The following is a 12941-nucleotide window of genomic DNA, read 5'->3' as shown; positions in this document are numbered from 1 at the left end:
CGCACCGCGCCTCACAACCATTCGCCGCGGATCACCTGCCGGTAGACCGTCGTCAGCCAGTTGTCGCCCGAAGGCTCCATCGTCAAGCCACGCCCGGTCAGCAGCGCATAGGAATCCTCGTACCACTCGGTCGAGCGGTAGTTGTAGCCCAGGATCGCGCCGGCGGTCCGCGCCTCGTCCTCAAGCCCCAGCGACAGGTAGGCCTCGACCAGGCGGTGCAGCGCCTCGGGCGTGTGGGTCGTGGTCTGGAAATCCTCGACCACCACGCGGAACCGGTTGATCGCGGCCGAATAGTGCTTGCGCTTGAGGTAGTAGCGCCCGATTTCCATCTCCTTCGCCGCGAGATGGTCGAAGGCGAGGTCGAATTTAAGCACGGCCGAGCGGGCATATTCGCTGTCGGGGTAGTTCTCGATCACCGCCCGCAACGCCTGCAGGGCCTGGAAGGTCAGGCCCTGGTCGCGGCCGACGTCGTCGATCTGGTCGTAGTAGCTGAGCGCCAGCAGGTACTGAGCCCAGGCGGCATCCTCGTCGCCGGGATAGAAATCGATGTAACGCTGCGCGGAAGAGCGGGAATTCTCGTAATCCCGGTCGCGGTGGTAGGCATAGGCCTGCATCACCAACGCGCGCTTGCCCCATTCGGAATAGGGATAAAGCCGCTCGACCTCGGCGAAATAGCTGGCGGCCTGCTCGGGCTCGGACGCCTCGAGCGAGGCTTCGCCGCGGCTGAAGATCTCCTGCGCCGTCAGATCGTCGAGGGGCACGTCACCGCCGGAACCGCCACCGCATGACGCCAGAACAAGTAGGGAAAGCGCCGCGATCGCGCCCTTTCCGCCCAACAACTTAGCTTGCATGCTGCCTCTCACCCGGTCGTCTCGGCCTGTGGTCTAGCATAGAAGAATGCCGGGCAAAACGCCCTTTGCCCCAGCCATGTGCCGCGCCGGGTCCAACCCGCCGCACGAGTGCCCGCGGGGCGGGTCTGCCCCCCCTCGCGGCGGCTCAGGCCGCCAGCGGCAGATCGGCGCGGCTGAGGCCCGCCCCCGGAAGGCGTGCTGCCATCGGGGCCGTGCAGGTCACCAGCCGCTGGGCGCCGGGACGGGCGAAAAGCGCCCGCAAAAGCGCGTTGGTCATCGCGTGGCCCGCGCGGTTGCCGGTATAGCGCCCGAGGATCGGCGCCCCGGCCAGCGCCAGATCTCCGACCGCGTCCAGCATCTTGTGGCGCACGGCCTCGTCGTCGTGGCGCAGCCCGCCGGGGCTGAGCACGCGCGCGCCGTCGATCACGACGGCATTCTCGAAGGTGCCGCCCAGGGCCAAACCGTCGGCCTGCATCCGCGCGATGTCGGACTGGCGGCAGAAGGTGCGGGAATCGCACAGCTCGTGAACGAAGGCGCCGTTCGACAGATCGAGCCGCTTGTGCTGGTGGCCGATGGCGGCGTCGGGAAAGTCGATCTCGAACTCGATCTCCATCGCCTCTGCAGGGTCCAGCCGGGCCCAGGCATCGCCGTTGCGCACGTCGACCGTGTCGAGGATCTCGAACGCACGGATCGGGGCCGGCAGGCGGCGCAGACCCTGGCGCAGGATCTCGGCCACGAAGGGGGCAGCAGAGCCGTCGAGGATCGGAACCTCGGGTCCGTCGATGTCGATCACGACGTTGTGCAGACCGGTGCCCGCGATCGCCGCCATGACATGTTCGATGGTCGAGACCGACACGCCGTCGTCGTTGCCCACGCGGGTGCACAGGCGCGGCGCGAAGACGGCATCCCATCGGGCGGGCACCATCGGGTCGCGGTCGGCCACGTCGGTGCGGCGGAACCAGATGCCCTGTTCGGCCGAGGCGGGGCGCAGCGTCATGCGGGCGGGAATGCCGCTGTGCAGGCCCCTGCCCTCGAAGCTCACAGGCTTGCGGATCGTGGTTTGCATTGCGCCTCCGAGGACTGCGGTTCCGGGGCCGGGGATGTGGCGGTGCGGCGCCCCCTGGGGGGCCGGCACTGCCGCGGGATCCGCGGCGGGCACCGCGACGGGCGGCCCCCTGTTCATTGGGAATTAAGGATTGGCGCCGGCCAGAACAAATAAACCTTTGCTACAGATTGTAACATCAAGACCTCGGCCCGGCGGCGGACCGCCGAAGCCAACCCGTTGCCTTGGAACGCAAAAAGGGCCGGCGCGGTGCCGGCCCTTCGAGGGTGCACGCCATGGCGTGCCCCCTGTGTTGCAAGATCAGGTCGCCCGGATCAGTTGGCTTGCCGGCGCAGGAAGGCGGGGATCTCGATCCGCTCCTGTTCGGGCGACAGTTCCTCGTCCTCTTCGTAGGCCTGCTGGGCCCGCGGCTGCGGGCGCCGCATCGCGGGCTGCTGGCCGCCGGCCGCGGCGGGCCGCGCCTCGGGCTGACCTTCCGAGGGGTGGCCGGTCATCTTGTTGATCAGCGAATTGATGCCGAAGCGGGTGCGCTCGGCCTCGGTGCCGCGGGCTGCCGGCGCGGCGCCGGCCGGACGCGGCGCGCGGTCGCCGCTTTGCGCGGCGGCGGGGCTGCGGCTGACGGCGGCGCGCAGGCGATCCATCGCCTCGGGCGTCGGCTGACCGGCCTGACGGGGCGCGGAGGGCTGAGGCGCAGGGCGGGCTTCGGCGGCCGGGCGCGGCTGGTAGGCCGGGGGCGGCAGATCGTCGGCATCCGACTCCATCGCGTCGCCGAACAGGTCCTGATCGCTGGACTGCGCGCGCTGGCTTTCGATGTCGGAGAAGAAGTTGCGCTCGTCCCGGTCGTCATGCCGCTCGTCGTGCCGGGCCTCGTGGCGCGGGGCGGGCGCCTGGGTGCGCACCGCGGCGGCGGCGCGGGTCTGCTGGGCCGAACGCTGGGTGGGCTGCGGCGCGGGCTCTTCTTCGATATGCGTCTCGGCGACCGGCTCGGACAGGCGGCGGCGGGGCAGCGGGATATCGTGCGACTTGTCGGTCGCGTCGATGCCGGTGGCCACGACGGAAACGCGCATCCGGCCTTCCATCACCGGGTCGAGGGTCGAGCCGACGATGATGTTGGCCTCGGGGTCGACCTTTTCGCGGATGACGTTGGCGGCCTCGTCCAGTTCGTAAAGCGTCAGGTCCTCGCCGCCGGTGATGTTAATCAGAACGCCCTTGGCGCCGTTCAGGCTGATTTCATCCAGCAGCGGGTTGGCGATCGCCATTTCGGCGGCCTGGCGCGCGCGGTCCTCGCCGTCGGCCTCGCCCGTGCCCATCATCGCCTTGCCCATCTCGTCCATCACGGCACGGACGTCGGCGAAGTCGAGGTTGATGAGCCCCGGACGCACCATCAGGTCGGTCACGCCCTTGACGCCCTGGTAAAGCACGTCGTCGGCCAGCGCGAAGGCCTCGGTAAAGGTCGTCTTCTCGTTGGCCAGCCGGAACAGGTTCTGGTTGGGGATGATGATCAGCGTATCGACCATCTTCTGCAGGTTCTCGACGCCTTCCTCGGCCTGCTTCATCCGCTTCGCACCTTCGAACTGGAAGGGCTTGGTCACGACGCCGACGGTCAGCACGCCGAGTTCGCGGGCGGCCTGCGCGATGATCGGCGCGGCGCCGGTGCCGGTGCCGCCGCCCATGCCGGCGGTGATGAAGCACATGTGCGCACCGGCAAGGTGATCGACGATCTCCTCGATGGTCTCTTCGGCGGCGGCGGCGCCGACCGCGGGGCGCGCGCCGGCGCCCAGACCTTCGGTGACCTTGACGCCCATCTGAACCTTGGCCGGGGCGGAGGACTGCTGCAGCGCCTGCGCGTCGGTATTCGCGACAACGAATTCGACCCCTTCAAGCTGCTTCTCGATCATGTTGTTGACCGCGTTGCCGCCCGCGCCCCCGACGCCGAACACGGTGATCCGCGGCTTGAGCTCTTCGTGCTGTGGCATCGTGAGGTTGAGTGTCATGGGTACATCCGCCTGTTTTCGTTAACCGCCCTGATCCGACGACGACTGCCCGCACAGGGGCGTCGATTTCCCCAAAATCTATATGCTATCGCATCGTGCGTCACCCGAAAAACACGGTCCCGCCACAAAATATGCCCGGGAAACTTTTATCGTCAGCGGCATCTCGCCGACACACCCAGATATAGCGGTTACCAGTTGTCCTTGAACCACTTCACCGCGCGACGCAGCGACCGGGTGGGGTAGCGATCGGCGGGGATCTCGAAATCCCACCATTCGTCCTGCGGGTTCGCGGCAAAGAGGCACAGGCCGACGGCGCTGGCGAATGCGGCGCCCGTCGCCGCCTGCGGCAGGCCCTGCACACGCAGGGGGCGGCCGATTCGAACCTGTTGGCCCAGGATCTTCGGTGCCAGCCCGTCGAGACCGGGGATCTGGCTGGCCCCGCCGGTCAGCACGATCTGCTGGCTGGGCAGGTATTCGAAATTCGCGGCATCGAGCCGCGCGCGGACCTCTTCGAGGATTTCCTCGACCCGCGGGCGCATGATCCCGATCAGCTCGGCCCGGCTGACGGTGCGGCGATCAAGCTCCCAGTCGCCGGTTTCGCCGCCGACCTCGATCAGCTCGCTGTCGTCGCGCGACGTGGCGACGACGCCGCCATGCACGGTCTTGATCCGCTCGGCCATCGCCAACGGCACCTGCAGACCCTTGGAGATATCGCTGGTCACGTGATCGCCGCCCAGCCGGACGCTGTCGGCATAGATCATGTGCTTTTTCATAAAGATCGAAAGACCGGTCGCACCGCCGCCCATGTCGATGCAGGCCGCGCCCAGCTCCTGCTCGTCCTCGACCAGGCTCGATACCGCCGAGACGTAAGAGGACGAGGCGAGACCGGCAAGCTCTAGGTCGCAGCGCTTGATGCAGTAAAGCAGGTTCTGGATAACCGTGCCGTCGACCGACAGAAGGTGCATGTCGCAATGCAGCCGGGTGCCCAGCTGGCCGCGCGGGTCCGACAGGCCGGTGCGGTGGTCGATGGCGAAATTGACCGGCTGGGCGTGCAGCACTTCGCGCCCGTGTCCCAGCGGCGGCGCCTCGCAGGCGGCCAGCACCCGGCCGACCTCCTGTTCCGAGATCATCTGGCCTTCGAGATCGATGGCGCCTTCCAGCCCGTAGGACCGCGGCTGCCCGCCGGCGATGCAGGCGATGACGTGGTCGACCCGGACATTGGCCATCTTCTGTGCGGCCTGCACGGCGGTGCGGATGCCACGCTCGGTTTCGTGCATCGCGTCGATCTCGCCGAAGCGGACGCCGCGCGACCGGGTGGTCGCGGCGCCGATCACGCGGAACGACGACTGCCCCGCCATCGGCCCCACGCCGTCGCTGTCGCGGAACTGCTCGGGCCCGTCGAACCGCAGCACGAGGCAGGCGATCTTGGACGTGCCCACATCGAGGATAGCGATCACGCCCCGTTGCATCGCGGCCTTGCGCATGGCGCGCATGGCGCGCTGGGATTCGTAGAGGGCGGTCATTTAGGGCGGGCTCCCAGTTCGATCATTCGAATGCGCCGGATTTCCTCCAGCGCGGTTTCGCGCAGCCGCACCGTGGCGCGGCTGGGGTTGCGCATGTCGATGGCGGCGACATCGCGGTCGAGAATGTCCTGCGCTTCGTGCAGGGCGATCACTTGCTCAAGCGCGCGCACGGGCTCGCGTTCGGGCAACAGGATGCTCTGACCTTCGGCCAGCGACACCGTCCAGCGCCGCTCGCCCACCCGGACAAGCCCGCGGATGCGGTCCGCGATCGGCCCGGCGGCATCGAAGATCGCCATCGCTTCGGCGGCGGCCTCCCCTGCCCCGCGGCCCGCCACCAGCGGCAGGTCGCCCCGCTCGCCCCGGGTGTCAAGCGGCGCGACGCGCTTGCCATGGATGTCGACCAGGTCGAGCCCGGTCGAGCTGCGCCAGACGGCGACCGGCTCGCGTTCGACGACCCGCACCTCGAGCACGCCGCCCGCGCGGATCCGCAGGTCGGCCCGCTCGACGGCCGGGATCCCGGCCACGGTCTTCTGCATCTCGGGCAGGTCGAGGTCGAAGGACGACAGCGGGAACTCGACCGGCAGGATCTCGCGGATGTCCTGCGCCACGCTTTCCGAGGCGCCGTCGACGGCCATCATCTTGACCATGAACTCGGGCCGCTCCTGGATCGACCGCTTGATATCGTTGACCCACATCACCACCGCGTCGCGCCGGGCCTGTTCGGCGAAGGTGATGAAAAGCACCAGGGCCAGCAGCAGGATCGGAAGCCCGAACCGCATCATGTAGCGGAACGCCGGCGTCAGGTAGAGCCGCTGCAGGCGGTAGGACAGGACCGAGGGCGCGGGGTCGTGCTGCGCCCGCTCCTGCGCGCGGAAGCCTATCGTTGCCATGACGCGTCCTCCACCATCCAGCGACAGAGCGCGCCAAAGGACATGCCGCAGTGCTGCGCCTGTTCGGGCACCAGGGACGTGGGCGTCATGCCCGGCTGGGTATTGAGTTCGAGCAGCACGAGGCCGTCGAGGCCGCGCGCCTCGTCCCAGCGGAAGTCGGTGCGCGTCACGCCGCGGCAGCCCAGCGCCCGGTGCGCGCGCAAGGCGTAGTCCAGACAGGCCGAGGCGATCTCGTCGGGAATGTCGGCGGGCAGGACATGGCGCGATCCGCCGGCCTTGTACTTCGCGTCGTAGTCGTACCAGCCGTCGGTCAGGATGTCGGTGACGCAGAGCGCGCCGGGATCGTCCGGCCCGTCGCCCACCACCGCCGTCGTCAGCTCGCGCCCCGGGGCAAAGCGTTCGACCATCACCACATCGGGCATCTCTGGCCCCAGCTGCGGCGGGCCGTCGGCGGCGTCGTGAACAAGGTAGACCCCCACCGAAGAGCCTTCGTTATAAGGCTTTACCACGTAGGGCGGGTCCATCACGTGGCCCGCCCGAACCTCGTCGGCGCGGGCCAGTCGCGACGGCACGACCGGCAGTCCGGCCCTGCGGAACGCATCCTTCGTGCGTTCCTTGTCCATCGCCAGCGCCGAGGACAGCACGCCCGAATGGGTATAGGGCAGCCGCAGCCATTCCAGCAGACCTTGCACGCAGCCATCTTCGCCCCAGCGCCCATGCAGGGCGTTGAAGACGACGTCGGGTTGCGACGCTGCCAGACGCGCGGGCAGATCCGGCCCGGCGTCGATCTCTTCGACCTGATATCCTTCGCCCCTGAGCGCGGCGACGCATTCGCGCCCGGTGGACAGGGAAACCTCGCGTTCAGACGAGGGTCCGCCCAGCAATACCGCGACTTTCGGGGCCGTCCCGCTCGACATGCCCGTTCTTGCCTTCATCGGACGCTTCGATCTGCGCCCTTATTGATTGGTGTCTGCCTCAGACGGGGCCGGTTCACCGACCCTTATGACCTCCCACTCTAACGATATTCCGGCGTTTTGGAATACCTTTTCGCGGACCATCTCGCCCAATCCTTCCAGATCGGCAGCCGTCGCGCCTCCGGTATTCACCAGAAAGTTCGGATGCTTGGGCGACATCTGCGCAGCACCCAGCATGGCGCCCCGCATCCCCGCCGCGTCGATCACCGACCACGCCTTGAGTTCATGCGTGTCGTCAGCCTTTCCGGTCGAGGAAAAGCCCGCCGGATTGCGGAAGGTCGAGCCTGCCGTGCGCTCCTTGGTGGGCTGCGTCGCGTCGCGGCGGGCCAGCTGGTCCTCCATCTTCGCGTGCAGCACTTGCGGGTCGCCCGGCGCGGCGCGGAACACCGCCTCGGTCAGCACCGCGCCCTCGGGCAGGGTCGACCCGCGATAGCGGAACTCCAGGTCCGCGGGCGCCAGTTCCAGCACCTCGCCCGCGCGGGTGATCGCGGTGGCGCGTACCAGGTGGTCGGCAACGTAGGAGCCGTAGCAGCCCGCGTTCATCCGCACCGCCCCGCCGATGGCGCCGGGGATCGTGCGCAGGAAGGTCAGGTCGAGCCCCGCATCCGCCGCGCGTCGCGCCACGTGGGCATCGAGCGCGGCCGCGCCGGCGGTGACCGTTCCGCCTCCGCAGTCGATCCCGTTGAACCCACGGCCCAGGCGGATCACCACGCCGCGGATGCCGCCGTCGCGCACGATGAGGTTCGAGCCCACGCCCATCGGGAACACCGGCACCGCCGGGTCGAGCCCGGCGAGGAAGGCGGCGAGGTCCTCGGCATCGGCGGGCTGGTAGAGCCACTGTGCCGGGCCGCCCGCGCGCAGCCAGGTTAGGTCGGCCAGCGACCGGTCCGGCGTCAGGCGGCCCCGCAGGCCGGGGATCGCCTCGGGCGTCGCGGCAGACGTGGTCGCGGGGGAGGATGGCGTCGGCGTGTCGGTCATCTGTCGGTCTCTCTCAGTCGTCGTTTGCCCCAGCGCCACAGCGCGTGCAGCGGCCAGCGCAGGATCGAACATCCCGCGGCCAGAGCCAATAGCCCGATCCACGGGCCGTTCTGGTAGGTGACGAACCCCACGAGGGGGACGCCCAGGACGATCAGCCCGTAGGCCGCGGGCCAGTGGTTGCGGCGCGACGGCAGGATCGCGATCACGTTCGCCGCCACGGCCCAGAGGCAGGCCAGAAGCAGCGACAGGCTCATGCCCCGGGCCCCGCGCATCCGCCGCGGCGCAGGACGCGTCGGCAGAGATGGCGCAGCGGACGGCGGAACATCGACACGAAGCCCGCGCCCGCCAGCAGTGCGACCCAGAGGCCGTGCACGAAGCCGAGCCATGCGATCAGGACAGGTGCCGAAATCAGCAGGAGGAGCCCCGGCAGCAGTTGCCAGCGCATCGGCAGCAGCGCGGTGACGGTGCCGGCCAGCGCCCAGAGGCAGGCGAAAAGGACCGGTCCGCTCATGCCCCGAGCCTGCCGCCGGCCACCCGCATCCGGCCTGCGCCGCTTTGGTGCGTCGACGCCGGTCCGCGGGCCCTGCGTCCACGGGTCCGATCCGTGGCCCCACCCGACGCATCCTTGTTGGTGCAGGGCAGAAGGCAGATCTCGGGCCGGGTCCTGCGTCGCGGGATGGCGCGCCCCGGCACGCGGTCACGCCCGCAGCCGGGTCTCGGTCAGCCGGTCGGGCAGGCTGTTGGCCCAGGTGCTGATCGTGCCGGCCCCCAGGCAAACGACCATGTCGCCCGGCCCCGCCTGTTCGCGCACCAGACGCTCAAGATCCTCTTCCGAGGTCACGGCCCGGGCATGGCGGTGGCCGTGCCGGATCAACCCCTGCACCAGATCGTCGCGGCTGGCGCCCTCGATCGGGTCCTCGCCCGCACCGTAGACCTCGGCGATGCCCACCACGTCGGCTTCGTTGAAGCAGGCGCAGAAATCGTCGAACAGCGCGTGCAGGCGCGAATATCGGTGCGGCTGGTGCACCGCGATGACCCGGCCCTTGGTTGCGTGGCGCGCGGCCTTCAGCACCGCCGAGATCTCGACCGGGTGGTGACCGTAATCATCGATTATGGTGACGCCGTTGACTTCGCCCACCCGGGTAAAGCGGCGGTTGACGCCCTTGAACCCCAGCAGCGCCTCGCGGATCTCGGCCGTCTTCATGCCGAGGTGCCGTGCCACGGCGATCGCGGCCAGCGCGTTCGCCACGTTGTGATCGCCCGGCATCGGAAGGCAGCAGCCCTCGATCACGATGTCCTCGGCCTGCAGCGCCACGTCGAAGCAGGCACGCCCGCTCTCGTAGCGCAGGTTGATCGCGCGCACGTCGGCCTGCGCGTTGAAGCCGTAGGTCACGACGCGGCGGTCGGTGATCTTGCCCACGAGGCTTTGCACCTCGGCATGGTCGGTGCAGCAGACGGCGAGCCCGTAGAAGGGGATGTTCGACACGAAGTCGTAGAACCCCCGCCGCAGGTTCTCGATGCTGCCCCAGTGCTCCATGTGCTCGGGGTCGATGTTGGTGACGATGGCGATGGTGGCGGGCAGACGGTTGAAGGTGCCGTCGCTTTCGTCGGCCTCGACGACCATCCAGTCGCCCTCGCCCACCCGCGCATTCGATCCGTAGGCATGGATGATGCCGCCGTTGATGACCGTGGGGTCGATCCCGCCGCCGTCCAGCAGCGTCGCCACCAGCGTCGTCGTCGTGGTCTTGCCGTGGGTGCCCGCCACCGCGACGTTGGACTTGAGCCGCATCAGCTCGGCCAGCATCTCGGCCCGGCGCACGACCGGCATGCCGCGGGCGCGCGCGGCGTCCAGCTCGGGGTTGCCCGGCTTGATCGCGGACGAGATCACGACGACCTCGGCATCATCCAGATTGTCTGGGCTCTGGCCCAGGAAGATCTTCGCGCCCAGGCTCTCCAGCCGCTCGGTGATCTTCGACGATTTCTGGTCAGACCCCTGCACCGTGTAGCCGTGGTTCAGAAGCACCTCGGCGATGCCGGACATGCCGATGCCGCCGATGCCGACGAAGTGGATGGGCCCCATTTCGGTGGGGAGTTTGGTGACCGCCGCGTTCATGCCTGTCCCTTTTTCTTTCCGCCGCCCTCTTCGGAGCGTGCCGCCAATGCCTCGACCATGTCCGCCAGATGCGTGGCCGCATCGGGCATGCCCTGCCGGGCCGCGCGACGCGACATCTGCAAGGCACCATCCGGATCGGAGAGGATGAGGCGTATCTGCTCTGAAAGCGCCTGCGGCTCAAGCAGCGATTCCGGGATGAGCGAGGCGGCGCCGGCATCCACCAGCCCGCGCGCATTTGCAGTCTGGTGATCCGCCGTCGCGGCGGCGAAAGGCACCAGGATCGCAGGCCGCCCGATCACCGCGAGATCGGCGACCGAGGATGCGCCCGCCCGCGAAATCACCAGCTGCGCCTCGGTCATCCGGCGCGGCACGTCGGCGAAGAAGGGCTCGACCTCGGCATCGACGCCGTGCTCGGCATAGAAGTCCGCGACGCGCTGCTGATCCTCGCCGCGCGCCTGGTGGGCGACGCGGATGTTGCGCAGCATTTCCATCGGCAGGGCCGCGATGGCGGGGGGCACGATATCCGACAGGATGCGCGCACCCTGGCTGCCACCGATCACCAGCAGCGACATCGGGTAGTCGCCCGGCGTGATATAGGGGGCGTTCTGACGCTCCAGCACCGATGCGCGCACCGGGTTGCCGGTGTGATACCCCTCGACGCCGTCGGGCAGGTCGGTGGGCCACGTACCGCAGGCCACCGCGTCGACGCGGCTGGCAAACAGCTTGTTCACCCGTCCCAGAACGCCGTTCTGTTCATGGATCATCCGCGGGATGCGCAGCATCCACGCCGCCGCCAGTGCCGGGATCGACGGGTAGCCGCCGAAGCCCACCACCGCGGTCGGGCGGTCGCGCCAGAACCCCAGCTGTGCCGCCGCCACCCCGCCCGCGATGCGGAAGGGCACGCCAGCCTTGGCCAGGATGCCGCCGCGGGCGAAGGTGGCCGAGGGAAGCTCGGAAATCTCGACCGCACCGGGAAAGCCCTGCGTGTAGCGCGCGCCGCGGGCGTCGGTGGAAAGTTTCACCCGCCAGCCACGCGCCAGCATGGTTTCGGCCAGGGCCTGGGCGGGGAACATGTGGCCCCCGGTCCCTCCCGCCGCGATCACCAGAAGCGGGGCCGCCATGACCTAGCGCCCGCGCGAGAGAAGGATGTCCCCGATCTCGCCCTGCGGCCGGGAGCGGGTGAAGGCCAGCAGCATGCCCACGGCGATGCCGCCCGCGATCAGCGACGAGCCGCCGTAGCTGACGAAGGGCAGCGTCATCCCCTTGGCGGGCAGCAGCCGCACCGCGACGCCCATGTTGATCATCGCCTGCACCCCGAAGGAACAGGCGAGCCCGGTCCCGGCAAGCCGGATGAAGGGATCGCGTTCGCGCATCAGCCGGAACAGCGAGCGCACGACGATGATGGTGTAGAGCGCGATGATGCAGAGCACGAGGATCAGGCCGTATTCCTCGGCCGCGACGGCGATGATGAAGTCGGTATGCGCGTCGGGCAGCGACCATTTCACCTGGCCCTCGCCCACGCCCACGCCGAAGAAGCCGCCCTCCTGGATGGCGCCCGCGGCGTAACCCAGCTGCGTCGTCGGGTCGAGGTCGGGCGACAGGAAGCCGTCGATCCGGCGGGCGAAGTGTTCCGAGCTGTTGTAGGCCACGGTGCCGGCCAGCGCGACGCCGCCCGCGAGGATCAGAAGCAGCATGATCGGCGCACCGGCGACGAAGTACATCACGCCCCAGGAAAACAGCACCAGGCAGGCCTGTCCGAAGTCGGGCTGCATCGCCAGCATCGCGACGATCGCCACGGCAAGGCAGAAGGACCACAGTCGTCCCGGCGGGCCGTTGAGATCCTGCGCCGCGGCCATCATCCAGGCCGCCGCGACGACGAAGCCGGGCTTAAGGAACTCGGACGGCTGCACGCTGGCAAAGCCCAGCGAATACCACCGCACCGCGCCCTTGCCGAAATCGGTGCCGAAGATCGGCAGCAGGGCAAGGCCCACGAAGGCCAGCAGGAAGCCCAGGATCGCCAGCCGCCGCACCAGCTGCGGCGTCATCAATGTGGTGATCCACAGCGCCAGCAATGCCGAGGAGCCGAAGATCGCCTGCTTCTGCACGTAGTAGAAGGGTTCGAACCCGTTGCGCGCCGCCAGCGGCGGCGACGAGGCGAGGCCCAACAGAAGCCCGACACCAAAGAGAAGAAGCACGCAGGAAAGCGACCATTTGTCGATGGTCCGCCACCAGCGCGGAAGAATAGGTTCACCGCCCCCGAGGGGGAGTGTGCCATAGACCATTTCCGTCATGGGACACCGCCTGCCTTGTCACTGCTCGCGCCCGGTTGTCCGGGTCTGCCATGGTATCCTAACGGTAAACGCACGCTCAGGCTAGCGGCAACTTCCCCCCGCGTGCCGGAGGGCCGCGGCCCAAAAGGGGCACGCGTCCCGCGCCGAAAGCCGTCCGTTCGGGGCGCCGTTTGCCCCGATTTCGGCAAGACGTCGCCGATATCGCCGTCCCCCCCGGCTCCGGGGCGTCACGCCCGCGGGTCCTCACCCCTGTCCAGACCTCGC

General features: G+C 68.9%; 12 protein-coding genes. All 12 read right to left on the bottom strand.

What is annotated here, in order from left to right; translation table 11 throughout:
* Positions 1-11 precede the first annotated feature (11 nt).
* The gene (locus EKE94_RS06845; protein ID WP_127905856.1) at positions 12-851 is read right to left on the bottom strand and encodes an outer membrane protein assembly factor BamD; all 840 of its coding nucleotides are present in this window, start codon (positions 849-851) and stop codon (positions 12-14) included.
* Between the two features lie 145 nt (positions 852-996).
* Positions 997-1917 (bottom strand): UDP-3-O-acyl-N-acetylglucosamine deacetylase, encoded by a 921-nt coding sequence (gene lpxC / locus EKE94_RS06840; RefSeq protein WP_127905855.1) that lies wholly within the window; start codon positions 1915-1917, stop codon positions 997-999.
* Between the two features lie 311 nt (positions 1918-2228).
* Positions 2229-3908 (bottom strand): cell division protein FtsZ, encoded by a 1680-nt coding sequence (ftsZ, locus tag EKE94_RS06835; protein WP_127905854.1) that lies wholly within the window; start codon positions 3906-3908, stop codon positions 2229-2231.
* A 188-nt stretch (positions 3909-4096) separates the two neighbouring features.
* Positions 4097-5431, bottom strand: a complete 1335-nt coding sequence (gene ftsA / locus EKE94_RS06830; RefSeq protein WP_127905853.1) for a cell division protein FtsA — start codon at positions 5429-5431, stop codon at positions 4097-4099.
* On the bottom strand, positions 5428-6321 hold the full coding sequence (locus tag EKE94_RS06825) for a cell division protein FtsQ/DivIB (protein ID WP_127905852.1): 894 nt from the start codon (positions 6319-6321) through the stop codon (positions 5428-5430). Before EKE94_RS06825 ends, ftsA begins: the two co-directional genes overlap by 4 nt.
* Positions 6309-7238, bottom strand: coding sequence for a D-alanine--D-alanine ligase (locus tag EKE94_RS06820; RefSeq protein ID WP_127905851.1), 930 nt, complete (start codon positions 7236-7238; stop codon positions 6309-6311). The genes EKE94_RS06825 and EKE94_RS06820 overlap by 13 nt, the downstream gene beginning before the upstream one ends.
* Positions 7239-7277: 39 nt before the next feature.
* Positions 7278-8273 carry a UDP-N-acetylmuramate dehydrogenase gene (gene murB, locus EKE94_RS06815; RefSeq protein ID WP_127905850.1) on the bottom strand — a complete coding sequence of 332 codons (996 nt, stop codon included), beginning with the start codon at positions 8271-8273 and terminating at the stop codon, positions 7278-7280.
* Complete coding sequence (locus EKE94_RS06810; RefSeq protein WP_127905849.1) at positions 8270-8527, bottom strand: DUF2484 family protein; 258 nt, start codon at positions 8525-8527, stop codon at positions 8270-8272. The genes murB and EKE94_RS06810 overlap by 4 nt, the downstream gene beginning before the upstream one ends.
* A complete protein-coding gene (locus EKE94_RS06805; RefSeq protein ID WP_127905848.1) occupies positions 8524-8784 on the bottom strand; it encodes a DUF2484 family protein in 261 nt (86 codons plus the stop codon). Before EKE94_RS06805 ends, EKE94_RS06810 begins: the two co-directional genes overlap by 4 nt.
* 186 nt (positions 8785-8970) lie before the next feature.
* Entirely contained in the window at positions 8971-10386 is a 1416-nt protein-coding gene (murC, locus tag EKE94_RS06800; protein ID WP_127905847.1) for a UDP-N-acetylmuramate--L-alanine ligase, read from the bottom strand.
* Positions 10383-11507 carry a UDP-N-acetylglucosamine--N-acetylmuramyl-(pentapeptide) pyrophosphoryl-undecaprenol N-acetylglucosamine transferase gene (locus tag EKE94_RS06795; protein ID WP_127905846.1) on the bottom strand — a complete coding sequence of 375 codons (1125 nt, stop codon included), beginning with the start codon at positions 11505-11507 and terminating at the stop codon, positions 10383-10385. Before EKE94_RS06795 ends, murC begins: the two co-directional genes overlap by 4 nt.
* 3 nt (positions 11508-11510) lie before the next feature.
* On the bottom strand, positions 11511-12677 hold the full coding sequence (locus tag EKE94_RS06790; protein ID WP_127905845.1) for a peptidoglycan glycosyltransferase FtsW: 1167 nt from the start codon (positions 12675-12677) through the stop codon (positions 11511-11513).
* Between the last annotated feature and the right edge of the window lie 264 nt (positions 12678-12941).

Source organism: Mesobaculum littorinae (assembly GCF_004011175.1).
GTDB classification, from domain to species: Bacteria; Pseudomonadota; Alphaproteobacteria; order Rhodobacterales; family Rhodobacteraceae; genus Tranquillimonas; species Tranquillimonas littorinae.
The sequence above is the reverse complement of the archived record's forward strand: the minus strand, read 5'-3'. Positions and strand labels throughout refer to the sequence as shown.